Here is a 24684-nt window from a genome sequence, read left to right as displayed (position 1 = left end):
CAGCGCCGCGGCCAAACTGCTAGAGTCGGCCTATGTTTGAATCGATGCTGCTTTCGGCGCTGGTGATGGGCTTGGTGGGCGGTCCGCACTGCATCGCCATGTGTGGCGCCGCTTGCGCCGGCATTGCCCACGCCGGCGAGCCGCGGCGCGTGCGCGCCCTGTTCACCTTCCAATGCAGCCGCTTGCTGGGCTACGCGCTGTTGGGCGCGCTGGCCGCCGGTACCGTGCAGGGCCTGGCCTGGATGGGGCAGCACACCGCCATCATCCGCCCGCTCTGGACGCTGATGCACGTGGCGGCGCTGCTGCTGGGGCTGGTGCTGCTGCTGCAGGCGCGCCAGCCAGCCTTCATCGAGGGCTGGGCGCAAGGAGTGTGGCGGCGTGCGCGCCCGCTCATGAACCGGCTCGGGCCCAGGGCGCCGGCGGTGCTGGGCGTGGGCTGGGCGCTCATGCCCTGCGGGCTGCTGTATTCGGCGCTGCTGGTGGCCTCGCTGTCGGCCAGCGTGGTCAATGGCGCCGCCATCATGGCCGCTTTTGCGCTGGGTACCATGGTCTCGCTCACGGCCGCGCCGTGGCTGTTGCTCAAGCTCAAAGACGCGCGCAGCGGCGGCTGGGGCATTCGTCTGGCGGGTCTGGCGCTGGTGCTGGTGTCGGGCGTGGCGCTGTGGATGGGCATCGCGCACCCCACGGGTTTGTGGTGCGACGCGCCGGTGGCTTTTTTGCATACCGAGTGCATGGTTTCATAATGCAAAAAACCGCGCTGCTGCACTGCAATAATTTTTTCCTTATAAGAAAATCCGTTTCTCAATACAAAATACAATCTATAGGCCATTGTTTTACAATGGCTATTTTTTTGTCTTGTATAAGACATAAGATTTACGACTGACCCCCTCTGCGGTCTTACACTACAGGCAAGGGCGCGGTGCATCGGCTTGTCAACCGATCCCCGAAGCCCAACCCGGTTTTTTCAACCTTCAGGAGTGAAGCATGTCCTCTGCCATCAACAAACAACTCAGCCGCCAGCAACAGATCGAGGCGCTGGAGCTCGACTGGGCGCAAAACCCGCGCTGGAAAGGCGTCAAGCGCGGCTACAGCGCCGCCGACGTGGTGCGCCTGCGCGGCAGCGTGCAGCCCGAGTACACGCTGGCGCAAAACGGCGCCCGCACCCTGTGGGAGCGCGTCAACGGCGGCGCCAAGAAGGGCTATGTGAATGCCTTTGGGGCCATCACCGCTGGCCAGGCGATGCAGCAGGCCAAGGCCGGGCTGGAGGCGGTGTACCTGTCGGGCTGGCAAGTGGCAGCCGACGGCAACACCTCCGAGACCATGTACCCGGACCAGTCGCTCTACGCCTACGACTCGGTGCCGACCATGGTGCGCCGCATCAACAACACCTTCAAGCGCGCCGACGAAATCCAGTGGAGCCGCGGCATCGAGCCCGGTTCGCCTGAGTTCATCGACTACTTCCTGCCCATCGTGGCCGACGCCGAAGCCGGCTTTGGCGGCGTGCTCAACGCCTTCGAGCTGATGAAGAACATGATCGCCGCCGGCGCTGCCGGCGTGCACTTCGAAGACCAGCTCGCCGCCGTCAAGAAGTGTGGCCACATGGGCGGCAAGGTGCTGGTGCCGACGCAAGAAGCGATCGAAAAACTGATCGCCGCGCGTTTCGCCGCCGACACCATGGGCGTGCCCACACTCATCCTGGCGCGCACCGACGCCGAGGCCGCGAACCTGATCACCAGCGACCACGACGCCAACGACCAGCCCTTCCTCACCGGCGAGCGCACCCAAGAGGGCTTTTACCGTGTGCGCAACGGCCTCGAGCAGGCCATCAGCCGCGGCGTCGCCTACGCCCCTTACGCCGATCTGGTGTGGTGCGAAACCGGCACGCCCGACCTCGGCTTTGCGCGCGAGTTCGCGCAAGCCGTGCACGCCGCCTGCCCGGGCAAGCTGCTGTCGTACAACTGCTCGCCTTCGTTCAACTGGAAGAAAAACCTCGACGACGCGACCATCGCCAAGTTCCAGGACGAACTCTCGGCGCTGGGCTACAAGTACCAGTTCATCACGCTGGCTGGCATCCACATCAACTGGTTCAACACCTTCCAGTTCGCCCACGCCTACGCCCGCGGCGAGGGCATGAAGCACTACGTCAACATGGTGCAAGAGCCCGAGTTCGCGGCGCGCCAACAGGGTTACACCTTCGTCTCGCACCAGCAGGAAGTGGGCGCGGGTTACTTCGACGACGTGACCACCGTGATCCAGGGCGGCTCGTCCAGCGTCAAGGCGCTCACGGGCTCGACCGAAGAAGAGCAGTTCCACTGATCGGCTGAAACAAGCAGGGCAGGGGAGCGCCTGAGCCCGGGGCACGAGCCTCGGGCTTTTTTGTGGGAAAATGGCGCGGTTGATTCACCGGCAAGAACCAGAAAGGCAGCTTGGGTTATGACACCGCGAACTCGGATGGAGCATCCACCGGCCCTTTGAGGGGCGGCAGTACGCGCCTGCTTTTTAGTCTGTCCCTCTGCGCGGCCTTGGTGCCGCGTTTTTATTTTCTGCCCCCAATTTACCGCCCCACCGCACCATGTTGACCCTCACCCTCCCCGACGGCGCGCAGCGCCAGTTTCCCGGCCCGGTCACGGTGGCCGACGTGGCCGCCTCCATCGGCAGCGGCTTGGCCAAGGCCGCGCTCGGGGGCAAGGTGGATGGTGAGTTGGTGGACGCCTCGTTCCTGATCGAGCGCGACGCCGCGCTGGCCATCGTCACCGCCAAAGACCCGGAGGGGCTGGAGCTGATTCGGCACTCGAGCGCGCACCTGCTGGCCTACGCGGTCAAGGAGCTGTTCCCCGATGCGCAGGTGACCATCGGCCCGGTGATCGAGCACGGTTTTTATTACGACTTCGCCTACAAGCGAGCGTTCACGCCCGAAGACTTGGTCGCGATCGAAAACAAAATGCTCGAACTCGCCGCCAAGGACGAAAAAATCGAGCGCCGCCTGCTGGGGCGCGACGCCGCGGTGGCGCACTTCAAGGCCCAAGGCGAGCACTACAAGGCCGAGATCATCGCCGGCATCCCGAGCGACGAAGCCCTGAGCCTGTACCGCGAGGGCGCCTTTGAAGACCTGTGCCGCGGCCCGCACGTGCCCAGCACCGGCAAGCTCAAGCACTTCAAGCTCATGAAAGTGGCCGGAGCCTACTGGCGCGGCGACCACCGCAACGAGATGCTGCAGCGCATCTACGGCACCGCCTGGGCCAGCAAGGAAGACTTGCAAGCCTACCTGCGCCGGCTCGAAGAGGCCGAACGGCGCGACCACCGCAAGCTCGGGCGCGAGCTCGACCTGTTTCACATCGACGAACATGCGCCGGGGCTGGTGTTCTGGCACCCCAAGGGCTGGACGCTGTGGCAGCAAGTGGAACAATACATGCGCGGCATCTACCGCCAGCACGGCTACCACGAGGTGAAAGCGCCGCAGATCCTGGAGCAGACGCTGTGGCAGAAAACCGGCCACTGGGACAAGTACCGCGACCACATGTTCATCACCGAGAGCGAAAAGCGCGACTACGCCCTCAAGCCCATGAACTGCCCTGGCCACATCCTGATCTACAAACAGGGGCTCAAGAGCTACCGCGACCTGCCGCTGCGCTACGGCGAGTTCGGCCAGTGCCACCGCAACGAACCCTCGGGCGGGCTGCACGGCATCATGCGCGTGCGCGGCTTCACGCAGGACGACGGCCACATCTTCTGCACCGAAGAGCAGATTCTGGCCGAATGCGACACCTTCACCCAGGTGCTGAAAAAAGTCTATGCCGATTTTGGCTTTCACGACATCCTGTACAAGGTCTCGACGCGCCCAGCGGCGCGCATCGGTTCCGATGCCCAGTGGGACAAGGCCGAACAGGCGCTGATCGACAGCCTGCGCCACGCCGGCTGCGAGTTCCAGATTTCGCCGGGTGAGGGCGCCTTTTACGGCCCCAAGATCGAGTACACGCTCAAGGACGCGATCGGGCGCGAGTGGCAGTGCGGCACCATTCAGGTCGATTTCAACCTCGGCGAGCGGCTCGAAGCCGAATACGTGGCCGAGGACGGCAGCCGCCGTGCGCCAGTGATTTTGCACCGCGCCATCGTCGGCAGCCTGGAGCGTTTCATCGGCATTCTGATCGAGCAGCACGCCGGTGCGCTGCCGCTGTGGCTGGCGCCGCAGCAGGTGGCGGTGCTCAACATCACCGACGCCCAGGCCGATACCTGTCGCGAAATTGCCAAAAAACTCGAGGCGCAGGGCTTCAGGGTGGCGCTGGATTTGCGCAACGAGAAAATCACGTATAAAATCCGAGAGTTTTCCATGCAAAAGCTGCCTTACTTGGTCGTCGTGGGCGACAAGGAGAAGGCCTCTGGGGCGGTTGCGGTGCGTGCGCGCGGCAACCTCGACCTCGGTGTCATGGCCTTCGATGCCTTCGTGCAGCGTCTGCAGCACGAACTCGACACCAAGGCTTGAGCTTTTTGCTTGGCCCCCCTTCGTTTGAACCAAAGGATTTCACCATCGCTACGACTGCTCCGAACTTCCGCGATCGCCGCCACCGCGAAGAGCGCGCCCACCGCCTGAATCGCGAGATCCTCGTGCCCGAGGTGCGCCTGCTGGGCCCCGAGGGCGAGGCCATCGGTGTGGTCAGCATTCAAGAAGCTCTGCGCATGGCCGGTGAACTCGATGTCGATCTGGTCGAGATCGCCGCCATCGCCAAACCCCCGGTGTGTCGCCTGATCGATTACGGCAAGTTCAAGTACGCCGAGCAGAAAAAAGCCGCCGAAGCCAAGTCGAAGCAAAAAGTCATCGAGGTCAAGGAAATCAAGTTCCGCCCCGGCACCGACGACGGCGACTACCACATCAAGATGCGCAACATCCGCCGCTTCCTCGACGAGGGCGACAAGTGCAAGGTGACGCTGCGTTTTCGGGGTCGCGAGATCACGCACCAGGAAATCGGGCTGGCGCTGTTGCAGCGCATCCGCGAAGAGCTCGGCGACGCGATCGTGGTGGAGCAATTCCCCAAGCTCGAAGGGCGCCAGATGATCATGATGATTGCCCCCGGACGCAAAAAGTCGGGGGGCGCCAAACCGGTGTCGGAAACGGCACCCGTCGCCCAGCCTGCCTAAGGGCCGGGCGACAACGCGGGCAGCGGGGCGGTCACCCGCTGCCAGCCATAAGTGGCTCGGGGCCTACAAGCCTGCGGTGGGTATCGCAGCGCCTCACGAGCACCATTCAAGAAGGAGCACACCATGCCCAAAATGAAGACCAAGAGCAGCGCGAAAAAGCGTTTTCGCGTTCGTCCGGGTGGCACCGTCAAGCGCGGCCAGGCCTTCAAGCGTCACATCCTGACCAAGAAGAGCACCAAAAACAAGCGCCAGCTGCGCGGTGCAGTGAATGTGCATGAGACCAACATGGGTCACATGGCGCAGATGCTGCCCTTTGCCGGCCTGTAATCCAACCCGACGAACAAGGAGTTTTCCATGCCTCGCGTCAAACGTGGTGTCACGGCACGTGCCCGTCACAAAAAAGTATTGGCTTTGGCCAAAGGTTTCCGCGGCCGCCGCGGCAATGTCTATCGCATCGCCAAGCAGGCGGTGATGAAGGCCGGCCAGTACGCCTACCGCGACCGCCGTGCCCGCAAGCGCGTGTTCCGCCAGCTGTGGATTGCGCGCATCAACGCCGGCGCGCGCGAACTCGGCCTGAGCTACAGCCAGTTTGCCAACGGCCTGAAAAAAGCCGCCATCGCCATCGACCGCAAGGTGCTGGCCGATCTGGCCGTCAACGACCGCCCCGCCTTTGCGCGCATCGTCGAGCAGGCGCGGGCGCACCTGGGCGCAGCCCCCGCTGTGGCAGCCTGATCTGGGCCTGATGAGGGCTTGAAGGGTGTGGCGCTGCGCTTGCGCGGCGGCTTCCCAGAGCCCCCCTCGAAGCGAGGGCCAGCGCTGTACGGCACTGGCCCTTTTTTTGTTTGTGTTCCCACCCAGCCTTTACCGGCTCCCTTGATGGCCCATGAGTCGCTGCTGCAAGCCTGGGCTCGGATGCAATGCGATGAACGAACTCGATACCCTGCTGCAATCGGCGCGCGCACAGTTCGCGCGGGCTCACACCCCGGCCGAACTCGAAAACGCCAAGGCCCAGTATCTGGGCAAGAGCGGCCGCCTGACCGAGCTCATGAAGGGGCTGGCGAGCCTGAGCGTGGACGAGAAAAAGACCCAGGGCGCGGCCATCAACCTGAGCAAGCAGGCCATCGAGGCCGCGCTCAACCAGCGCCGTGCCGAGCTGGCCGAAGCCGAACTGCAGCGCCAGTTGCAGGCCGAGGCGCTGGATGTGACGCTGCCCGGGCGCCAGCGCGGCGGCGGCGGCCTGCACCCGGTGAGCCTGACGCTCGAGCGCATCGAGGCCATTTTTGGCTCCATGGGTTTTGCGGTCGCCGACGGCCCCGAGATCGAAACCGACTGGTTCAACTTCACCGCACTCAACACGCCCGCCGACCACCCGGCGCGCTCGATGCACGACACCTTTTATGTGCAGGTGGGCGAGCAGCCCGAGCCCTATCTGCTGCGCACCCACACCAGCCCGATGCAGATCCGCCACGCGCTGCAACACGTGCAGCGCCACAAGCAACTGGCGGGCGCGGATGCGGCGGCACTGTTTGACGGCGCCATGCCCGAAATTCGCGTGATCGCGCCCGGCCGCACCTACCGCGTGGACAGCGACGCCACCCATTCGCCCATGTTCCACCAGTGCGAGGGGCTGTGGATCGGCGAGAACGTGAGCTTCAAGGATCTGAAGTTCGTGTTCACCGATTTTTGCCGCACCTTCTTCGAATCCGACGACCTGGTGTTGCGTTTTCGCCCCAGCTTCTTTCCCTTCACCGAGCCCAGCGCCGAGATCGACATCCAGTTTCAGTCTGGCCCGCTGGCCGGGCGCTGGCTCGAGGTGGCGGGCAGCGGCCAGGTGCACCCCAACGTGGTGCGCAATATGGGCCTGTGCCCCGAGCGCTACATCGGATTTGCCTTTGGCATGGGGCCCGACCGCCTGACCATGCTGCGCTACGGCGTGGCCGATTTGCGCCTGTTTTTCGACGGCGACCTGCGGTTCCTGCGCCAGTTTCAATGAGTCTGGCGCCGTCCATCCCTGGTTGACCCCCTCAATGCCCCGCCCGAGAGCACACGATGCAATTCCCCGAATCCTGGTTGCGCGAATTCTGCAACCCATCCCTGAGCAGCGAGCAGCTGGCCGACACCCTGACCATGGCCGGACTGGAGGTCGAAGAGCGCCGCCCCGCCGCGCCGCCTTTCAGCGGCGTGGTGGTGGCGCGCATCGAACACCTCGAGCCGCACCCACAGGCCGAGCGGCTGCGCGTCTGCCAAGTCGAGGTGGGCGGCGGCGAACGCTTGCAGATCGTCTGCGGTGCGCCCAATGCGCGCGCCGGCATGGTGGTGCCGTGCGCGCGCGTGGGGGCGGTGCTGCCGCCGGGGCCCAACGGCGAGCCGCTGCACATCGGTCTTGGGCAGCTGCGTGGCGTGGCCAGCCACGGCATGTTGTGCTCGGCGCAGGAGCTGGGCATCGCCGACGACGCCAGCGGCTTGCTCGAACTGCCCGCCGACGCCCCGCTGGGGCAAGACGTGCGCGTCTGCCTGCAGCTCGATGATCAGATTTTCACCCTCAAGCTCACCCCCAACCTGGCGCACTGCCTGAGCGTCCATGGCGTGGCGCGCGAGCTGGCCGCGCTCACCGGGGCGCCGCTGCACACCCCGGCCTGGCCGCAGGTGGCCCCCACGCACACCGAGGTGCTGCCGGTGCAGGTGCAAGCCCCCGATCTGTGCGGGCGCTTCAGCGGCCGCATCGTGCGCGGCATCGACGCCGGCGCCGCCACCCCGGCCTGGATGGTGCAGCGGCTGGCACGCTGCGGCCAGCGCAGCGTTTCGGCGCTGGTGGACATTTCCAACTACGTGATGTTCGAGTTCGGCCGCCCCTCGCACATCTTTGATCTGGCACACATCGACGGCGGCTTGCAGGTGCGCTGGGGCCGCGCCGGCGAAACGCTGCAGCTGCTCAACGGCCAAACGGTGAGCGTGGACGAAACGGTGGGCGTGATCGCCGACGCGCAGGCGCTGGAGTCGCTGGCCGGCATCATGGGCGGAGCGGCCACGGCGGTGAGCGCTGCCACGCGCGATGTCTATCTCGAAGCCGCTTTCTGGTGGCCCAAGGCCATCGCCGGGCGCTCGCGCCGCTACCACTTCAGCACCGACGCCGGGCACCGCTTCGAGCGCGGGGTCGATCCGGCCACCACGGTCGAACACCTGGAGCGCATCACCGAGCTGATTGTGCAGATCTGCGGCGGCCAACCCGGCCCGATCGACGACCAGAGCCTGAACCTGCCGCAGCCGCAGCCGGTGGCGCTGCGGGTGGCGCGCGCGGCCAAGGTGATCGGCATGCCGCTCACGCCAGAGCAGTGCGCGCAGACACTGCGCCGCCTCGGGCTGCAGGTACACGAAGGGCAGGGCAGCCTGAGCGTGACGCCGCCTTCGTACCGCTTCGATTTGCAGATCGAAGCCGACCTGATCGAAGAAGTGGCGCGCCTGATCGGCTACGAGCACCTGCCGCACACGCCGCCGCTGGCGCCGGTGACGGCGCTGGCGCAACCCGAGCGCCGCCGCGGCCCCTACGCGCTGCGGCGCCAGCTGGCGCAGCTGGGCTACCAAGAGACCATCAACTTCAGCTTCGTGCAAGAGCGCTGGGAGCGCGACTGGGCCGGCAACGCCCAGCCGATCGCCCTGCTCAACCCGATCGCCAGCCAGATGAGCGTGATGCGCTCCTCGCTGCTGGGCAGCTTGCTGGCGGTGCTCAAGTTCAACACCGACCGCAAGGCCGAGCGCGTGCGCGTGTTCGAGCTCGGGCGCGTGTTCCGACACGACGCAGCGGTGCCAGACGGCCCCACCAGCGTGGCCGGGGTGGCGCAGCCGCTGCGCGTGGCGGCGCTGGCTTGGGGCGATGCGCTGCCGCTGCAATGGGGCGAGGGTGCGCGCAGCGTCGATTTCCACGACCTCAAGGGCGATCTGCAAGCCCTGCTGGCCCCGCGCCAGGCGCGCTTCGAGCCGGCCGAGCACCCGGCGCTGCACCCGGGCCGCTGCGCCCAGGTGTGGCTCGACGGGCAGGCGATCGGTTACATCGGCGAGCTGCACCCGCGTTGGCGCCAGAGCGAGGGCTGGCAGCAGGCCCCGGTGCTGTTCGAGCTCGAGCTCGAGCCGCTGCTGCAGCGCGAGCTGGTGCAGGCGCAGCCGGTGCACCGGCACCAGCCGGTGCAGCGCGACCTGGCCGTGGTGCTGCCCGAGCGCGTCGCGCACGCCGAACTGCTGGCCACCGTGCGTGGCGCCGACCGCACAGGCTGGCTCACCGACGTGCGACTGTTTGATATTTACCGCCCCAAGCTGGGGCACAATGCGGGGGCTGGTGGTCTGGCCGAAGGCGAGCAGAGCTGGGCCTTGCGCCTGACGCTGGAGCGCGACGACGCCAACCTGACCGATGCGCAAATCGATGCCGTGGTGCAGTCGGTGCTGGCCGCGTTGTCGGCACAGTTGCACGCACGCTTGCGCGCCTGATTACCCCATCCGCTGGAGACCTCTGTTGTGAGCCTGAGCAAGCCCCTGCCCGACCCCGATCTGAACGACACCGCGCCAGACGACCACACCCTGACCAAAGCCCAGATGGCCGAGTTGCTGTACCAGCAAATCGGCTTCAACAAGCGCGAATCCAAAGACCTGGTCGAGGCTTTTTTTGACCAGATCGCCGAACGCCTGATACAGGGCGACGACGTGAAGCTGTCGGGCTTTGGCAATTTTCAGGTGCGCACCAAATCCCCGAGGCCCGGTCGCAACCCGCGCACGGGCGAGTCGGTGGCCATTGCGGCGCGGCGCGTGGTCACGTTCCACGCCAGCCCCAAGCTCAAAGAGGCGGTGCAATCCGGGAGGGTGGAGGAGGGGGCGCCGGATGGGCCCTGATCCCAGGCGCAGGGTTAAGACAGAGCCATAGACCGGGCTGAAGTGGAGCGGGTGAAGGGAATCGAACCCTCGTATGAAGCTTGGGAAGCTGCCGTTCTGCCATTGAACTACACCCGCGGCAGCGTTCGATTGTATTGCAAAAGCGCGCCTCGCTTGGCGCCGTCCAGGGTGCGGCAGCGCCTAGAATCGGGGCCACCATGCTAGAACTCGCACACCTGCGCAAAGACCTCGACGCCGTCGTCGAGCGCTTGCAAACCCGCAAAAACCCGCAACCCTTCCTCGATGTAGAGGCCTTTGCTGCGCTGGAGCACGAGCGCAAGGCCTTGCAGGTGCAGACCGAGGATCTGCAGGCGCAGCGCAACAGCCGCTCCAAACAGATCGGCGTGCTCAAGGGCCAAGGCCGGCATGCCGAGGCCGAGGCGGCGATGGCCGAAGTGAGCCAGCTCAAGGCCGCGTTGGAGCGCTCGGCCGCGCGGCTGGAACAGATTCAGGCCGAGCTGCAAGACATGCTGCTGGCGCTGCCCAACCTGCCGCAGCCCGAGGTGCCGCTGGGCGCCGACGAGAGCGCGAATGTGGAATTGCGCCGCTGGGCGCCGCCGGGAGCCGGGCAGTCGGGCGGCTACGGCGCCAACCCCAGTCCGCTGGGTTTTGAAGCGCGCGACCACGTCGATCTGGGCGAGCCTTTGGGCCTGGATTTCGAGGCCGCGGCCAAGCTCAGCGGCTCGCGTTTTGTGGTGCTCAAGGGGCGGCTGGCGCGGCTGCACCGGGCGCTGGCGCAGTTCATGCTCGACGTGCAGACCGAGCGCCACGGCTACACCGAGTGCTACACGCCCTACGTGGTCAACGCCGCCACGCTGCGCGGCACCGGCCAGTTGCCCAAGTTCGAGGCCGACCTGTTCGCCGCCAAGAAAGGCGGGGTCGAGGGCGAGGACGAGGGTGCGCTCTACCTCATCCCCACGAGCGAGGTCACACTCACCAACCTGGTGCGCGAGCGCATCGTGCCCGAGGCCGAGCTGCCGCTCAAATACACCGCCCACACCCCGTGTTTCCGTTCCGAAGCCGGCAGCGCCGGGCGCGACACGCGCGGCCTGATCCGCCAGCACCAGTTCGACAAGGTGGAGCTGGTGCAGATCGTGCATCCCGAGCGCAGCCACGAGGCGCTGCACGAGATGACGCAGCACGCCGAAACCATCCTGCAGCTGCTCGAACTGCCCTACCGTGTGGTGCTGCTGTGCAGCGGCGACATGGGTTTTGGCGCGGCGCGCACGCACGACCTCGAAGTCTGGCTGCCGGCCCAAGGCACCTATCGCGAAATCAGCTCGGTGAGCAACTGCGAAGCCTTCCAGGCGCGGCGCCTGCAAGCGCGCTTCAAAAACGCCCAAGGCAAGAACGAGTGGCTGCACACCCTCAACGGCTCCGGTCTGGCAGTGGGCCGCACCCTGGTGGCGGTGCTCGAAAACCACCAGCGCGTCGACGGCCGCATCGGCATCCCGGCGGCGCTGCGGCCCTACCTGGGCGGGTCCGAAACGCTTTGAGGGCCTGCCCGAGCGGCAGCAGCAGCCGGTTCTAGCGCAAACCCGCCCCGGCCGCAGCGAAGTCGCGTTGGATCAGCTCAATCTTGTAGCCGTCGGGGTCGGTCACGAAGGCGATCACCGTGCTGCCACCCAGCACCGGGCCGGCTTCGCGCGTGACGCGGCCCCCAGCGGTCTTGATGCGCTCGCAGGCCGCGTAGGCGTCGGGCACGCCGATGGCGATGTGGCCGTAGGCGCTGCCGTGCTCGTACTGCGTCACGCCCCAGTTGTAGGTGAGCTCGATTTCCGCCTGGCCGGGGTTGCCGCCCTCAAAGCCCAAAAACGCCAGCGAGTAGCGGTGTTCGGGGTTTTCGGAGCGGCGCAGCAAGGCCATGCCCAGCACCTCGGTGTAAAAGGCGATCGAGCGCTCCAGATCGCCGACGCGCAACATGGTGTGCAAAATGCGCATGCCTTGCTCCTCGTTTTTCCTTATTTGATGCGGCCAAAACGGGTGCGCAGCGGGTCGATGCCGCCTTGGCCGCCCCCACCGCCGCCGCTGCGTGCGCGGTTGCCGCCACCGCCGCCGCGCTGGCCCAGCGCGTCGATGCCGGTGCGCAGCGGGTCGGGCTGGCGCGCCGGGCCGCCGGAGCCAGCCGTGCCCGCGCTGCCTGCACCGCGGCTGCGTGCCGGGCCTTGGCCAGCGCCTTGACGTGGCCCGCCAGCGGGGGCTTGGCTGCGGGCGCCGGCGGGGCCGAAACCGCCGCCATTGGGGCGCGGGTTGCGGCGCCGGCCGGCGGCGTTGGCTGGCCGCGCCGGGGCCAAGGGGTCGGCGTGGCGCGGTGGCGGGGCGTCGTCATCGTAGTCGTCGTCGCGGACCACGGGCGCGGCCGCTGCGCGCTGGGTTGCGGGCCGCGCCGGGTGGGCGCCAGCGCGCGGATGCGCAGGCTTGGCATTGCGTCCGCCGCCCTTGCTGTCGCGCACGCGGTCGGTCATTTCTTTGCGCGCCGCGCGGCCGGCTGCGGCCATCACTTCGCGGCTTGGTGGTTTGCCGGCCCCGCCCCACAGGGTTTGGCGCCCCATGGCGATGGGTTCGGCTTTTTCGTCGGCTTCGGGCATGAAATCGGGGAAGGCCTGCACCGCGATCTGCTGCTTGGTGAACTTCTCGATCGCCATCATGAAGCCTTCTTCGTCCAGGCTCACCAGGCTCACCGCCGCGCCCTCGGCCCCGGCGCGCCCGGTGCGGCCGATGCGGTGCACGTAGTCTTCGCACACATTGGGGATGTCGTAGTTGACCACGTGCGGCAAGTCGTCGATGTCGATGCCGCGCGCCGCGATGTCGGTGGCCACCAGGGCGCGGATGCTGCCGCTCTTGAAGTCGGCCAGCGCCTGAGTGCGCGCGCTCTGGCTCTTGTTGCCGTGCAGCGCCATGGCCCCGATGCCGTGGGCATTGAGATAATCGGCCACGTTGTTGGCGCCGAACTTGGTGCGCGTGAACACCAGCACCTGGCTCCAGTCGTGCGCTTTGATGATGTGCGCCAGCAGCGCCTTCTTTTTGCTGCGCCCCACCGGGTGGATGGTCTGCACGATGCGCTGCACCGTGGTGTTGGGCGGCGTGACCTGAATGTGCTGGGGGTTGCGCAGCAAGCCGTTGGCCAGCTCCCGGATCTCGTCGCTGAAGGTGGCCGAAAACAGCAGGCTTTGTTTGTTTTGCGGCAACAGGCGCAGGATTTTTTTCACATCGTGGATGAAGCCCATGTCGAGCATGCGGTCGGCTTCGTCGAGCACCAGGATTTCGACTTTGGACAGATCCAGGCGCCCCTGATCCACCAGATCGAGCAGCCGCCCCGGGGTGGCCACCAGCACGTCCACACCGCGGGCCAGCTTGTCGATCTGCGGGTTCATGCCGACGCCACCAAAAATCACGGTCGATTTCAGGTGCAGGTGCTTGCCATAGACGCGCACCGATTCTTCCACCTGCGCCGCGAGCTCGCGTGTGGGCGTGAGCACCAGGGCGCGGATCGGGCGCGACTGGCCGCGTTTGGGGGCATCATGGGGAACTTGGGCCGCTTGGCCTTCGGTGCCTTTGGGGCCGCCGTGCAGGCGCTGCAGCAGTGGCAGCGTGAAGGCGGCGGTTTTGCCGGTGCCGGTCTGGGCGCCAGCCAGCAGGTCGTGGCCGGCCAGCACCAGCGGTATGGCTTGCGCCTGCACCGGAGTGGGTTGGGTGTAGCCTTGCTCGCGCACGGCGTCCAGCAGGGCTGGGGCTAGGTTCAGTTGTTCAAAAGTCATTGTCAGGGGTAAGCCCCAAGGCGGGCATGAAAGGGTATCGGCCACTTCCCGCGCCGAAGGCGCTGGGCAATCCAGAGGGCAGATGAGACCGGAGATAGCCGCCGCAGCGAACACGGCGGCCCCAGCAAGGCGCTGGCGTGGCACCGACTGCAAGTGCACACGAGAGCCACATTGTCGCACAAAGCGCGCCAGGTGCGGCGCACGCCAAATACACGCCATAGTCATGCGCCCAGGCGCTGGCCAGCGCCTGGCATGCTTGGCCAGTCAGTTGGTTTGCGTGGCCGCTTGCCGATTGCAACCCGGCAGGTTGTGGTTCCAGTTGCGCAAGTCGGGGGCGCAACGGCGAATGATCGCAGGGCCTTCGATCTCGCACGTCAGGCGCAGGGCAAACGGCAGTTGTGCACAGGTAAACGCTGGAGCGGCGGCAGGAGCGCTAGGCGCAGGTACAGGGTCAGGAGTGGGTACAGGTGCTGGCGCTGGCGCTGGCGCTGCAGGTACGGGTGCGCTGGGTATGGGCGTGGCTGGCGTGGGTGGCAGCGTGGTGGGGCGGGTGGGTGTAGGCGCTGGCGCAGGCACCGCACCGGCAGGGGGAGGGGTGCGCGCTGGCGCCGTGACCGGGGCGGTAGGGGCCGGAGTTGGGGCACCAACGGCAGCAGCGGGTGGTGGCGCTGGAACCTGGCCGGGTGGCGGTGTGCTTGGCGTCGCGGGTGGGGTGGCTGGCGCCGGTGCAGCAGGCGTACCAGGTTCCCCCAACGCAGCAGGAGCGGGCGCAGTGGGGGCTGCGGCCTGAGCCGGTGCGCTTGCATCGGCTGGCGCTTCAGGAGCCGTTTCCGTGATCACCGGCAGCGCGTGGGGCTGGGGCGCCGGACGCAGCAAAAAGAAGGCCAGCACCGCCACTGCCAGCGCCGAAAGCCCGGAAAAGCCGATCAGCGCCAGCGAGCGTTTGTTCCAACCCGGGGCTTGCGCTTGTGGCGCCACCCGTGGCCCTGCCTGTACGCTGGCCTGCGTGGCCTGCAGGTGGGGCGCCGAGGGTACGGGCGCAAGCACAGGCGCTGCCAAGGGCGCGACCTCCGCTTCGGGGGCGGGATCGGGAGCATGGGCGGGTGGCGGTGGCGGTGGCGGTGGCGGTGGCGGTGGCGGTGGCGGTGGCGGTGGCGGTGGCGGTGGCGGTGGCGGTGGCGGTGGCGCACTCGCAAACGAATGGCCACAGTGTGTGCAGAACTTGGTGCTGGTCGAGCGCATGCCGCAGGCCGGGCAGGCCTGTGGGGCAGGGATGGGCGTGCCGCAGGCGGCGCAAAACTTGGCGCGGTCAGAGTTTACTGTCTGGCATTTCGGACATTGCATGGTTCTTGCCTCCGTAAATTGTTTCAGCGTACGCGAACCATATCAATGGTCCTGCCTTCTGAGCGCAACCGCATGCGGTCGTTGTTGATCATTTCAAAGACAAGCTCTATTTCTCCGTCTTGCTTGACCAGGACCCGATTGCCATCGAACTCATAAGTTACGGGGATTTCATTTCGCTGGCCGACTGAGCGAATCGAGTTGCGTTTGAGCTCGATTTCAATTGGGCGGGGAAGATCGATTGAGTTTTCGCTGCGCCAGGTGCCTAAAAACGGCTTTGGTTGAAGAAAGCTGAGCAGGCCACCGAACCAGCCGGAAGGGCTGGGGTCGGCTGGCGCTGCGCCTTTGTTCTGTCCAAGTTCGCCTTCCAGGTGGGCCTGTTGCAGGGCTGCTATTTCATTCGGGTTGGCGAGTTCCCAGCGCCCTTCGCGCAGTACCAGAACAAACCCTTGTGAAAACTCCGGCATAAAGGCGGGGTTGAGTTGGCGAGCCTGCTCGGTTTGCGACCAGGGCGCTGGTTCATGCAGACGCAAACTGGCTTTGACATGGACCAGTTCGAAGTCAGCCAACTTGCTTGGTTGACTGAAATCTTTGATTTCGACAAGTTCCACCCCTTGCGCAAAACACAGGCGGCCATCGCGTATGAACTGTGCCGCCTGTTCGCCCCAACGGTAGCGGTTGTTTTGCACGAATCTGAAGAAATGTTGCTCTTGAACGAGTTCCGGGCCGCTGTACACTCCGGCTTGCACCAGAAATTGCAGCCAATTGTTGGTGACGGTGTCGAAACGGTTCACATCAACCGGGTTGGCTGCGTAATTGAAGTTGTCTAGGCAGAAGCGCTCGCGCAGCAGCGCCGGGTTTTGCTCCAGTCCGCGTGTCAGGGCGCGTTCGAAATTGGCCTTCGAGGCACCTTCGGGGGCCAACAGCAACCAGGCCGTCAGGCCCAGAGCGAGCACGCTCAGCAGCGCGGCTGCGGCCAGCAAGAGCACGCGCCGAGGCGGCCAACCAAGCGGCGCGGCGGCCAGCGTCGGCCCCGATGGCATGCCGGTCATAGGCACGGTGCGGGGCGCAGGCGGGGAGGGTGCAGGGCTAGGCTGCGCGCCCAAGGGGTGGCCGCATTCCTCGCAAAAGCGCCCTGCATCGGGGTTGAGATGGCCACAACGGGTACAAAAAGCCATGGCCGCCCCCCTACTTGAGTTTGTACCCGCAATGGCCGCAAAAAATGTCGGCCTCTGCAACCGGTTGGGTGCAACTCGGGCAATTGGACTTGGAGCCTGCCGGGTTGGCGTCGGTGACGGTTGGCGCGCCCTGCGGCGGCGCAAGGTTGAAGGACTGAGCCTGAGCTGCCTCTGCTTGCTGAGCTGCCTGAGCTGCCTCTGCTTGCTGAGCTGCCTGAGCTGCCTGAGCTGCCTGAGCTGCCTGAGCTGCCTGAGCTGCGCGCGCTGCAGCCAATTGAGCCTGCGCCTGGGCCTTGGTCTCTTCTGCCTTGCGTTTCAGTTCACGCATGCGCTGGTCGAGTTCGACTTTGCTGCGCTCCAAATCCAGCCCTGCTGTGCCGCTGCGGTGAATGATGGCCAGGCCTTTGAGGTAAACCAGAAATACCGGCGTGGTAATGACTATCGCCAGCAGCGCGCTGCCCAGACCCAGCGCCCACAGGTAGTCTCCGCCGCGGCCCATGCCGCGACCGCCAAACAGGCCGCCCACCACACCGGCCAGATCGGCGTTGATGTTCAGGATGCCGGCGCTCAGGCCCAAGGTCAGGGCGGCGCCGGTCAAAACAATGGTGGACAAAATGAAGCTGGTCAGCAGCAGCAACAGCAGCAACAGCAGCAGCATCATCATGACCGGAACCAGGCGGTAATGGGCCACTTCCTTGATCGAAACCAGGGCGTATTGCACGTTGGCGCCGTTCCAGATGGCGGGCGCTGCAATCGGCACGCCCAGCCAGAACACGGCAAACCACAACATGCCGATCAAAATTGCACCAGCGGGGTAGACGAAGGCGTACAGCAGCGGGCCGATGCCCGGAATTTTGGTGATGAAAATCAGGATCGCCAGCAGCACCACACCGATCACGAATACCAGCAGCAGCAACAGCAGCACCAGCACCAGGCGATGGCTGGTGGCCAGCGACAGCAACACCCCTTGCAGCATGGTGCGCTGTGGCCGCTGCCAAACGTCATCGGCGAGCAAAATGCCGGCGGCGTTGACGCCCACCAGCGCCGTGGCGAAGATCAGCAGCATGCCAATAAAGCCAAACAGCGCCCCCAGTGCGCCCGCTTGCCGCGCCAGGGCGCCCGCAATGCCCAGAAAAACAGCGCCGACCAGCAAGCAGGCCAGGAAGGTGAGCAGCAGCAGGACGAAGGGGCGCCAACGTGTGATGGCTTCCAGCGCGCTGAGCAGGGAAGCCGGGCCGTTCAACTGCTGGCGCAGGTCGGGCGTGTCAGGGCTGGGGTTCAGGTGGGGGGTGGAGCCCGAATCGGGGCTGGGTGTGACAGTGTTCAAGAGCGACTCCCTGCAGGTTGAGGACTGATCAATCTGGCAAGCAAAAGTCTAGCACAGCCCAAAGGCGCTCCCGGCGCCCGTGCAGCGCGGATAATCGGGGCTTTCGTGCCCATCTGCGCCGCAGCGGCTCAGGCCTGCGGCACGGCGCGCCGCTTGCGGCGTTTTGCTGCTTTCATCGACCGCACTCACCATGGCCCAATACGTTTTCTCCATGAACCGCGTCTGCAAGACGGTGCCGCCCAAGCGCCAGATCTTGAAAGACATCTCGCTCAGCTTCTTTCCCGGTGCCAAGATCGGCGTGCTGGGCCTCAACGGCTCGGGCAAATCGACCTTGCTCAAGATCATGGCTGGGGTGGACAAGGAGATCGAAGGCGAGGCCGTGCCCATGCCCGGCATCCGCATTGGCTACCTGCCGCAGGAGCCGCAGATCAACCCCGAGCAAACCGTGCGCGAGGCGGTGCAAGAGGGCATCGGCGGCGCGCTGGCAGCGAAGGCGCGCCTCGAGGAGGTCTATGCCGCCTACGCCGAACCCGACGCCGACTTCGACGCCCTGGCCGCCGAACAGGCCGAGCTCGAGGCCATCATCGCCGCCTCGGGCAGCGAAAACGCCGACCTGCAGCTCGAGCTCGCCGCCGACGCGCTCAACCTGCCGCCCTGGGATGCGCTGATCAAGAACCTCTCGGGCGGCGAAAAACGCCGCGTGGCGCTGTGTCGCCTGTTGCTCAGCCGCCCCGACATGCTGCTGCTCGATGAACCGACCAACCACCTCGACGCCGAAAGCGTGCACTGGCTCGAGCAGTTCCTGAAGCGTTTTTCAGGCACGGTGGTGGCCATCACCCACGACCGCTACTTCCTCGACAACGCCGCCGAGTGGATTCTGGAACTCGATCGCGGCCAGGGCATCCCCTACAAAGGCAACTACACCGACTGGCTGGAGCAGAAAGAGCGCCGCCTCGAGAGCGAGCAAAAGAGCGAAGACGCGCGCATGCGCGCCATGAAAGAAGAGCTCAAGTGGGTGCGCGCCAACGCCAAGGGACGCCAGGCCAAGAGCAAGGCGCGGCTGGCGCGCTTCGAAGAACTGTCGGACGTGGATTACCAGCGCCGCAACGAGACCAACGAGATCTTCATTCCCGTGGCCGAGCGCCTGGGCGCGCAAGTGATCGAGTTCCACGGCGTGAGCAAGTCCTTTGGCGACCGGCTGCTGATCGACAAACTGAGCTTTGCCGTGCCGGCGGGAGCCATCGTCGGCATCATCGGCCCCAACGGCGCCGGCAAATCGACCCTGTTTCGCATGATCCAGGGCAAGGAGCAGCCCGACAGCGGCACGATCGTCGTCGGCAAGACCGCGCAGCTGGCCTTTGTGGACCAGAGCCGCGAATCGCTGGCGGGCGACAAGACGGTCTGGGAAGATGTGTCGGGCGGGCTCGACAACATCACCGTGGGCAAGTTCGTCATGCCCAGCCGGGCTTACCTGGGGCGCTTCAACTTCAAGGGCAACGACCAGCAAAAGCTGGTCAAGAACCTCTCGGGCGGCGAGCGCGGCCGGCTGCACCTGGCCAAGACGCTGGCGCTGGGCGGCAATGTGCTCATGCTCGACGAGCCCTCGAACGACTTGGATGTGGAAACCCTGCGCGCGCTCGAAGAGGCGCTGCTCGAGTTCGCCGGCAGCGCGATGGTGATCAGCCACGACCGCTGGTTCCTGGACCGCATCTGCACCCACATCCTGGCCTACGAGGGCGACAGCCAGTGGGTGTTTTTCGACGGCAACTTCACCGAGTACGAAGCCGACAAGCAACGCCGCCTGGGCGAGGAGGGCGCGCGGCCCAAGCGCGTGCGTTTCAAGTCGCTGGCCTGAGCGCCGCCGGCTATATGCGCCACATGTTGCCCACATTTCCGACAAAATTACTAACAACAGTCTTGCGCTGAATGTGCCATTTGTTGCAGAATATGCCCATGAATTACACAAACAACTCTGTTGACATGTCCTCCGGCGCCTACTACACCACGCTGGAGGTGGCCAAGATGCTCGGTATGGCCGTGCGCTCGGTGCAACTGATGGTCGATCGGGGCGATCTGCAGGCGTGGAAGACCCCCGGTGGGCACCGGCGCATCACGCGCGACTCGCTCGAGCGCTGGATCAAGGGCAGCCGCGCTGGCGTCACGGGCGTGGTGGCCATGCACGGCGGCGCGTCGCTGCGCCCCAGCGGACGGCGCCGCCATTCGGTGCACGTGCCGCGCATTTTGCTGATCGAAGATTCGGCGCACTTTCAAGGCTTGGTCTCGACGCTGGTCAGGCAACGCTTCCCGGACATCGAATTGCACGTGTCCGCCGACGCCATTGCCGGCCTGGTTTCCTTCGGTCACCTGCAGCCCGACCTGATCATCGTCGATATTTTGTTGCCGGGCATGGACGGTGCCACACTCATCACCGGGCTGCGCAACCACGCCCTGTTCGGCAACTGCAAGCTGGTCGTGCTCACGGCGCTCGATGCGCAGCAGCGCGAACCCTACGCCGCTGCCTTGGACGGGGTGGAGGTGGTGCACAAGCCGCGTCTGGTGCAGGAACTGCCGCCCCTGATCGAGGCGGCGCTGGGGCATTTGCTGGCCGATTCGGAGGCTGCCTCCCCGGTCTCCGCCACCCCTGCGGCCCCGGATGTAGCAGGAAACGGGGCTTTGGCGTCAGCCCCCAGCAGCAAGCGCCCCGCCAAAGTCGTCAAGGGCAAGGGCAAGGCGAAGGCCGCACCCCAGCCTGCGCCGTAGCCCTCGAGCCCCAAAGGCTGAGGTGGAGCAAGAGCCCTCCAGGCCGTGCCCGTTGCCGGCCTTGACGGCCGGCGGCGAGGCGGCGCATCTGCCCCAGTGCGAGCAGGTGGCCTTGCAGACCCTGTTCGAAAACGACAGCGCCTTGTTCCTGGCCTTTCGCGCCGCCTGCATCGAGCAGTTTGCGCACGATTTTCAGCTCGCTGCCGCGCTGCTGGCTGCACAGCAGGATCGGGCCGCATTGGGCCGCCTGGCGCACAGCCTCAAGGGTGTGCTCAACACCCTGGGTCATACCGAAATCAGCCCCACGGCTCACGCCTTGCAACTCGAGGCCGAGCGCGCCGACTGGCCCGAGCTGCAAAGGCTGTGGTCGGCGCTGCGCGCGCGCATGGTCGCGGCCTTTGGGCTTGATCCGCTCCCATGAGTGTGCAGCCAGGCAGCGGATTTCTGGGTTGCGCAGCAGAGGATCAACCTAAAACTCGGCCCACTCGTCGGGCAGCAGCCACAGCAGGGCCGTGATGAAGGTCAAGTAGCGCAAAAACATGCCCAGCCCCATGTAGAACACGCAAGGCCAAAAAGGCAGGCGCAACCAGCCGGCCACCGCGCACAACGGGTCGCCGATGCCCGGCAACCAGCTCACCAGGCAGGCCTTGGGGCCAAAACGGCGCAACCACTCGAGCGCCTTGACGTGGGTGGCCGAGCCGCGCACCTTGTCCACCGCCGAATGGGCGCCGTAGCCCAGCAGCCAGTTGGTGATGGCGCCCAAGGTGTTGCCGGCCGTGGCCACCAGCATCACTGGCCAGTAGAGCTCCGGGTTGAGCTTGATCACGCCCAGCACCACTGGCACCGAACCCAGCGGCAGCAAAGTGGCCGACAGATAGGCGACCACAAACACCGTCGTCAGGCCAAATTGTGGCAGACGCAAGGCATCCAGGATCGACCACAGCAGCGCTTCCATCGTGGGGCCAGTATAAGGGCGACGCCGTGAGCGCGGCAGCTCCGTTGTCGGGCTGGGCTTGGGCTTTTTTCGGGAAATGCGCCGGGTACAATCGCCTGCTCAACTCATAGGCAGCCGCTGCACCGGGCGCCCTCCCAGGGGGTGGCGCGGCTGGGTGTTTCTTGCGGTATTTTGGATGCGCATCGGTCCCTACACCCTCGACAACCCCCTGTTCGTCGCCCCCATGGCCGGGGTCACGGATCGGCCCTTTCGCACCCTGTGCAAGCAGTTGGGGGCGGGCTACGCGGTGAGCGAGATGATCAGCGCCCGGCCCGAGCTGCGCGACAGCCTCAAAACCCTGCGCCGCCTCGATCATGTGGGCGAACCCGGCCCGATCGCGGTGCAGATTGCCGGCACCGAGCCGACGCAGATGGCGGATGCGGCGCGCAGCAACATCGACCGCGGCGCGCAGATCATCGACATCAACATGGGTTGCCCGGCCAAAAAGGTGTGCAACCAGTGGGCCGGATCGGCCCTGATGCAAGACCCGCCGCGCGCGCTGGCGATCATCGAGGCGGTGGTGGCGGCGTGCCTGCCGCACGGCGTGCCGGTGACGCTCAAAATGCGCACCGGCTGGTGCGAGGCCGAAAAAAACGCGCTGCAACTGGCGCGTGCGGCCGAGGCCGCCGGGGTGCAGATGGTCGTGCTGCACGGGCGCACGCGTGCGCAGGGCTACAAGGGCCTGGCCGAGCACCACACGGCAGCGGCGGTGAAGGCGGTGCTGCGCATTCCGGTGGTGGCCAACGGCGACATCGACAGCCCCGAGCAAGCGCGTGCGGTGCTGGCGTCCAGCGGTTGCGACGCGATCATGATCGGCCGCGCCGCCCAAGGCCGGCCGTGGCTGTTTCGCGAGATCGCGCACTATTTGGCCACCGGCGTGCATCTGCCTGCGCCAGACGCAACCGAACTGAGCCGGCTGCTGCGCGCGCATCTGCTCGAACACTACCGGCTTTACGGCGAACACAGCGGCGTGCGCAGCGCACGCAAACACCTGGGCTGGTACGCCCGCTCCCTGGCCGATTCGGCACTGCAACAAGCCGAGTTCAGGCAGGCCGTGAACCGCGCCGAAACCGCCGCGCAACAGCTGCGCTGCGTGCAGGCGTGGTTCGAGCGCGCCCCCGAGCGCACCCCCGACCCTCGATGGAGGCTGGCCGCATGAGTCCCCCAACCGCCCCCAACCTGCCCGACAGCGTGCGCGCCAACATCGAGGCCTACTTCAAGGATTTGGGCGCCAGCGAACCGGCCAACATGCACGACATGCTGCTGCGCACGGTAGAGAAACCGCTGCTCGAGGTGGTGCTGGCGCGCGCCGGCGGCAACCAGTCGCGCGCCGCGCAATGGCTGGGCCTGAACCGCAACACCTTGCGCAAAAAGCTGCAAGAACACGGCCTGCTCGATTTTTGATTTTTGTTTCAAGTGAATGTTGCCCATGAAAGCCCTGCTCTCGGTCTCTGACAAAACCGGCCTGCTCGAACTCGCGCGCGGCCTGCACGCGCTGGGCGTGCAGCTCATCTCAACTGGTGGCACGGCGCGCCTGCTGGCCCAGGACGGTCTGCCCGTGACCGAGGTGGCCGAGCTGACCGGCTTCCCCGAAATGCTCGATGGCCGCGTGAAAACCCTGCACCCCACGGTCCATGGCGGCTTGCTGGCGCGGCGCGAGCGGCCCGAGCACATGGCGGCGCTGCAGGCGCAGGGCATCGGCACCATCGACATCCTGGTGGTCAACCTCTACCCCTTCGAGGCCACGGTGGCGCAGCCCAGCTGCACGCTGGATGAGGCGATCGAGAACATTGACATCGGCGGCCCGGCGATGGTGCGCTCGGCGGCCAAAAACTGGCGCGACGTGGCCGTGCTCACCGACGCCAGCCAGTACCCGCTGCTGCTGGCCGAGCTGCAGGACGGGGGCTTGAGCGAGCGCACCCGTCTGCAATTGGCGGTGGCGGCTTTTAACCGCATCAGTCATTATGATGGCGCCATCAGTGATTATCTGTCGGCATTGGACTTGTCTGCTGGCGTGCCGTCGGGGGCTGCGGTGGCCCCGCGCCTGCTGTTCCCGGGCCAGAGCAACGGCCGCTTCGTCAAGCTGCAGGATTTGCGTTACGGCGAAAACCCGCACCAGCAGGCCGCTTACTACCGCGACCTCGATCCGGCCCCGGGCTCGCTGGTCACCGGCACGCAGCTGCAGGGCAAAGAGCTGTCGTACAACAACCTGGCCGACGCCGATGCGGCTTGGGAGTGCGTCAAAAGCTTGGCCCAGCCGGCTTGCGTGATCGTCAAGCACGCCAATCCGTGCGGTGTGGCGGTGGGCGCAAGCGCGCACCAGGCTTACGAGAAGGCGTTCCAGACCGACCCGACCAGTGCCTTTGGCGGCATCATCGCCTTCAACCGCGCGCTCGACGGTGCCGCGGCGCAGGCGGTGTCCAGGCAGTTCGTCGAGGTGCTGATCGCCCCCGACTTCACGCCCGAGGCGCTGGCGGTGTTCAAGTCCAAGGCCAATGTGCGCCTGCTCAAGATCGCCCTGCCGGCGCTGGCCCAGACCGATGCCAGCGACTGGGCGCGTGGGCGCAATGCCATCGACATCAAGCGCGTGGGTTCGGGCCTGCTGCTGCAAACTGCCGACAACTTCGAGCTGCAGCGCAGCGACCTGAAAACCGTGACGGCGCTGCAACCCACGCCGGCGCAGCTCGACGACCTGCTGTTTGCCTGGAAGGTGGCGAAGTACGTGAAGTCGAACGCGATCGTGTTTTGCCGCGACGGCATGACGCTGGGCGTGGGGGCGGGGCAGATGAGCCGCCTCGATTCGGCGCGCATCGCCGGTCTCAAGGCGGCGCATGCCGGCTTGACGCTGCAGGGTTCGGTGGTGGCCAGCGATGCCTTTTTCCCGTTCCGCGACGGGCTCGACGCGGTGGCCGACGCCGGTGCCTGCTGCATCATCCAACCCGGTGGCTCCATGCGCGACCAAGAGGTGATCGACGCCGCCAACGAGCGCGGCCTGGCGATGGTGTTCACCGGGGTGCGGCACTTCCGGCATTGAAAGTGCCGTGCGCTGGTCATCTGGGGCGGCTGGGCGGGCCGTCGGCCTCATGCTGTCCGCTGGCGCGGCCAGGAAATCGGCCTTCAGACTGGCCAGCTGGGGCGGCTGGGCGGGCCGTCGGCCTCATGCTGTCCGCTGGCGCGGCCAGAAATCGGCCTTCAGACTGGCCAGCTGGGGCGGCTGGGCGGGCCGTCGGCCTCATGCTGTCCGCTGGCGCGGCCAGGAAATCGGCCTTCAGCCCG

At 66.1% G+C, this 24684-nt stretch carries 22 protein-coding genes and 1 tRNA gene; 16 read left to right on the top strand and 7 right to left on the bottom strand.

The window, feature by feature from the left end:
- Positions 1-32 precede the first annotated feature (32 nt).
- The 9 genes from AAAZ40_RS08540 to AAAZ40_RS08500 all read left to right on the top strand — a co-directional run bounded on the left by AAAZ40_RS08540 (position 33) and on the right by AAAZ40_RS08500 (position 10011).
- A complete protein-coding gene (locus AAAZ40_RS08540; protein WP_476659967.1) occupies positions 33-743 on the top strand; it encodes a sulfite exporter TauE/SafE family protein in 711 nt (236 codons plus the stop codon).
- A gap of 241 nt (positions 744-984) precedes the next feature.
- The gene (gene aceA, locus AAAZ40_RS08535; protein ID WP_476659966.1) at positions 985-2316 is read left to right on the top strand and encodes an isocitrate lyase; all 1332 of its coding nucleotides are present in this window, start codon (positions 985-987) and stop codon (positions 2314-2316) included.
- Positions 2317-2572: 256 nt separating this feature from the next.
- Positions 2573-4480, top strand: coding sequence for a threonine--tRNA ligase (thrS, locus tag AAAZ40_RS08530; protein ID WP_476659965.1), 1908 nt, complete (start codon positions 2573-2575; stop codon positions 4478-4480).
- Between the two features lie 44 nt (positions 4481-4524).
- Entirely contained in the window at positions 4525-5133 is a 609-nt protein-coding gene (infC, locus tag AAAZ40_RS08525) for a translation initiation factor IF-3 (RefSeq protein WP_476661716.1), read from the top strand.
- A gap of 123 nt (positions 5134-5256) precedes the next feature.
- Positions 5257-5460: a 50S ribosomal protein L35 gene (gene rpmI, locus AAAZ40_RS08520; RefSeq protein WP_045535757.1), complete on the top strand. Its 204-nt coding sequence runs from the start codon at positions 5257-5259 to the stop codon at positions 5458-5460.
- A gap of 27 nt (positions 5461-5487) precedes the next feature.
- The gene (gene rplT, locus AAAZ40_RS08515) at positions 5488-5865 is read left to right on the top strand and encodes a 50S ribosomal protein L20 (protein WP_476659964.1); all 378 of its coding nucleotides are present in this window, start codon (positions 5488-5490) and stop codon (positions 5863-5865) included.
- 190 nt (positions 5866-6055) lie between these two features.
- Entirely contained in the window at positions 6056-7126 is a 1071-nt protein-coding gene (gene pheS / locus AAAZ40_RS08510) for a phenylalanine--tRNA ligase subunit alpha (RefSeq protein ID WP_476659963.1), read from the top strand.
- Positions 7127-7182: 56 nt separating this feature from the next.
- Positions 7183-9612 (top strand): phenylalanine--tRNA ligase subunit beta, encoded by a 2430-nt coding sequence (pheT, locus tag AAAZ40_RS08505; protein ID WP_476659962.1) that lies wholly within the window; start codon positions 7183-7185, stop codon positions 9610-9612.
- Between the two features lie 33 nt (positions 9613-9645).
- On the top strand, positions 9646-10011 hold the full coding sequence (locus tag AAAZ40_RS08500; RefSeq protein WP_476661715.1) for an integration host factor subunit alpha: 366 nt from the start codon (positions 9646-9648) through the stop codon (positions 10009-10011).
- A gap of 43 nt (positions 10012-10054) precedes the next feature.
- Here the strand turns inward: AAAZ40_RS08500 and AAAZ40_RS08495 are convergent.
- A tRNA-Gly gene (locus tag AAAZ40_RS08495) sits at positions 10055-10128 on the bottom strand.
- 80 nt (positions 10129-10208) lie between these two features.
- Here AAAZ40_RS08495 and serS point away from each other — a divergent pair.
- Positions 10209-11546 carry a serine--tRNA ligase gene (serS, locus tag AAAZ40_RS08490; protein WP_476659961.1) on the top strand — a complete coding sequence of 446 codons (1338 nt, stop codon included), beginning with the start codon at positions 10209-10211 and terminating at the stop codon, positions 11544-11546.
- 31 nt (positions 11547-11577) lie between these two features.
- Here serS and gloA read toward each other — a convergent pair whose 3' ends face one another.
- From gloA to AAAZ40_RS08465, 5 genes are all read right to left on the bottom strand, one after another.
- On the bottom strand, positions 11578-11991 hold the full coding sequence (gloA, locus tag AAAZ40_RS08485) for a lactoylglutathione lyase (protein WP_476659960.1): 414 nt from the start codon (positions 11989-11991) through the stop codon (positions 11578-11580).
- Between the two features lie 20 nt (positions 11992-12011).
- Positions 12012-13808 (bottom strand): DEAD/DEAH box helicase, encoded by a 1797-nt coding sequence (locus AAAZ40_RS08480; protein ID WP_476659959.1) that lies wholly within the window; start codon positions 13806-13808, stop codon positions 12012-12014.
- A 264-nt stretch (positions 13809-14072) separates the two neighbouring features.
- The gene (locus AAAZ40_RS08475) at positions 14073-15152 is read right to left on the bottom strand and encodes a zinc ribbon domain-containing protein (protein WP_476659958.1); all 1080 of its coding nucleotides are present in this window, start codon (positions 15150-15152) and stop codon (positions 14073-14075) included.
- A gap of 23 nt (positions 15153-15175) precedes the next feature.
- Positions 15176-16201: a hypothetical protein gene (locus AAAZ40_RS08470; protein WP_476659957.1), complete on the bottom strand. Its 1026-nt coding sequence runs from the start codon at positions 16199-16201 to the stop codon at positions 15176-15178.
- A 136-nt stretch (positions 16202-16337) separates the two neighbouring features.
- Positions 16338-17654, bottom strand: a complete 1317-nt coding sequence (locus AAAZ40_RS08465; protein ID WP_476659956.1) for a zinc ribbon domain-containing protein — start codon at positions 17652-17654, stop codon at positions 16338-16340.
- Between the two features lie 190 nt (positions 17655-17844).
- On the opposite strand from AAAZ40_RS08465, the gene ettA reads away from it, so the two are divergent.
- The 3 genes from ettA (at position 17845) to AAAZ40_RS08450 (ending at position 20835) form a co-directional block, all read left to right on the top strand.
- Positions 17845-19509 carry an energy-dependent translational throttle protein EttA gene (gene ettA, locus AAAZ40_RS08460; protein ID WP_476659955.1) on the top strand — a complete coding sequence of 555 codons (1665 nt, stop codon included), beginning with the start codon at positions 17845-17847 and terminating at the stop codon, positions 19507-19509.
- A gap of 125 nt (positions 19510-19634) precedes the next feature.
- Positions 19635-20414, top strand: a complete 780-nt coding sequence (locus tag AAAZ40_RS08455; protein ID WP_476659954.1) for a helix-turn-helix domain-containing protein — start codon at positions 19635-19637, stop codon at positions 20412-20414.
- Between the two features lie 52 nt (positions 20415-20466).
- Positions 20467-20835: an Hpt domain-containing protein gene (locus AAAZ40_RS08450; RefSeq protein WP_476659953.1), complete on the top strand. Its 369-nt coding sequence runs from the start codon at positions 20467-20469 to the stop codon at positions 20833-20835.
- Positions 20836-20883: 48 nt separating this feature from the next.
- On the opposite strand, the gene AAAZ40_RS08445 is transcribed toward AAAZ40_RS08450, so the two are convergent.
- Positions 20884-21369 (bottom strand): YqaA family protein, encoded by a 486-nt coding sequence (locus tag AAAZ40_RS08445; protein ID WP_476659952.1) that lies wholly within the window; start codon positions 21367-21369, stop codon positions 20884-20886.
- A 175-nt stretch (positions 21370-21544) separates the two neighbouring features.
- Here AAAZ40_RS08445 and dusB point away from each other — a divergent pair, with 175 nt between their 5' ends.
- From dusB to purH, 3 genes are read left to right on the top strand one after another with little or no spacing between them, the layout of a single operon-like run.
- Complete coding sequence (gene dusB / locus AAAZ40_RS08440) at positions 21545-22567, top strand: tRNA dihydrouridine synthase DusB (protein WP_476659951.1); 1023 nt, start codon at positions 21545-21547, stop codon at positions 22565-22567.
- Positions 22564-22812, top strand: coding sequence for a helix-turn-helix domain-containing protein (locus AAAZ40_RS08435; RefSeq protein ID WP_476659950.1), 249 nt, complete (start codon positions 22564-22566; stop codon positions 22810-22812). Before dusB ends, AAAZ40_RS08435 begins: the two co-directional genes overlap by 4 nt.
- 25 nt (positions 22813-22837) lie before the next feature.
- A complete protein-coding gene (gene purH, locus AAAZ40_RS08430) occupies positions 22838-24442 on the top strand; it encodes a bifunctional phosphoribosylaminoimidazolecarboxamide formyltransferase/IMP cyclohydrolase (protein WP_476659949.1) in 1605 nt (534 codons plus the stop codon).
- Positions 24443-24684: the final 242 nt, after the last annotated feature.

The organism is Serpentinimonas sp. SMBJO2 (assembly GCF_056341105.1).
This window is presented reverse-complemented; position numbering and strand designations above follow the sequence as displayed.

What these genes read in the sequence shown, in the direction of transcription:
- AAAZ40_RS08540 (WP_476659967.1), top strand. Translation starts at nt 33, where the DNA reads ATGTTTGAATCGATGCTGCTTTCGGCGCTGGTGATGGGCTTGGTGGGC.
- aceA (WP_476659966.1), top strand. Translation starts at nt 985, where the DNA reads ATGTCCTCTGCCATCAACAAACAACTCAGCCGCCAGCAACAGATCGAG.
- thrS (WP_476659965.1), top strand. Translation starts at nt 2,573, where the DNA reads ATGTTGACCCTCACCCTCCCCGACGGCGCGCAGCGCCAGTTTCCCGGC.
- rpmI (WP_045535757.1), top strand. Translation starts at nt 5,257, where the DNA reads ATGCCCAAAATGAAGACCAAGAGCAGCGCGAAAAAGCGTTTTCGCGTT.
- rplT (WP_476659964.1), top strand. Translation starts at nt 5,488, where the DNA reads ATGCCTCGCGTCAAACGTGGTGTCACGGCACGTGCCCGTCACAAAAAA.
- pheS (WP_476659963.1), top strand. Translation starts at nt 6,056, where the DNA reads ATGAACGAACTCGATACCCTGCTGCAATCGGCGCGCGCACAGTTCGCG.
- pheT (WP_476659962.1), top strand. Translation starts at nt 7,183, where the DNA reads ATGCAATTCCCCGAATCCTGGTTGCGCGAATTCTGCAACCCATCCCTG.
- serS (WP_476659961.1), top strand. Translation starts at nt 10,209, where the DNA reads ATGCTAGAACTCGCACACCTGCGCAAAGACCTCGACGCCGTCGTCGAG.
- gloA (WP_476659960.1), bottom strand. Translation starts at nt 11,991, where the DNA reads ATGCGCATTTTGCACACCATGTTGCGCGTCGGCGATCTGGAGCGCTCG.
- AAAZ40_RS08480 (WP_476659959.1), bottom strand. Translation starts at nt 13,808, where the DNA reads ATGACTTTTGAACAACTGAACCTAGCCCCAGCCCTGCTGGACGCCGTG.
- AAAZ40_RS08475 (WP_476659958.1), bottom strand. Translation starts at nt 15,152, where the DNA reads ATGCAATGTCCGAAATGCCAGACAGTAAACTCTGACCGCGCCAAGTTT.
- AAAZ40_RS08470 (WP_476659957.1), bottom strand. Translation starts at nt 16,201, where the DNA reads ATGACCGGCATGCCATCGGGGCCGACGCTGGCCGCCGCGCCGCTTGGT.
- ettA (WP_476659955.1), top strand. Translation starts at nt 17,845, where the DNA reads ATGGCCCAATACGTTTTCTCCATGAACCGCGTCTGCAAGACGGTGCCG.
- AAAZ40_RS08455 (WP_476659954.1), top strand. Translation starts at nt 19,635, where the DNA reads ATGTCCTCCGGCGCCTACTACACCACGCTGGAGGTGGCCAAGATGCTC.
- AAAZ40_RS08445 (WP_476659952.1), bottom strand. Translation starts at nt 21,369, where the DNA reads ATGGAAGCGCTGCTGTGGTCGATCCTGGATGCCTTGCGTCTGCCACAA.
- dusB (WP_476659951.1), top strand. Translation starts at nt 21,545, where the DNA reads ATGCGCATCGGTCCCTACACCCTCGACAACCCCCTGTTCGTCGCCCCC.
- AAAZ40_RS08435 (WP_476659950.1), top strand. Translation starts at nt 22,564, where the DNA reads ATGAGTCCCCCAACCGCCCCCAACCTGCCCGACAGCGTGCGCGCCAAC.
- purH (WP_476659949.1), top strand. Translation starts at nt 22,838, where the DNA reads ATGAAAGCCCTGCTCTCGGTCTCTGACAAAACCGGCCTGCTCGAACTC.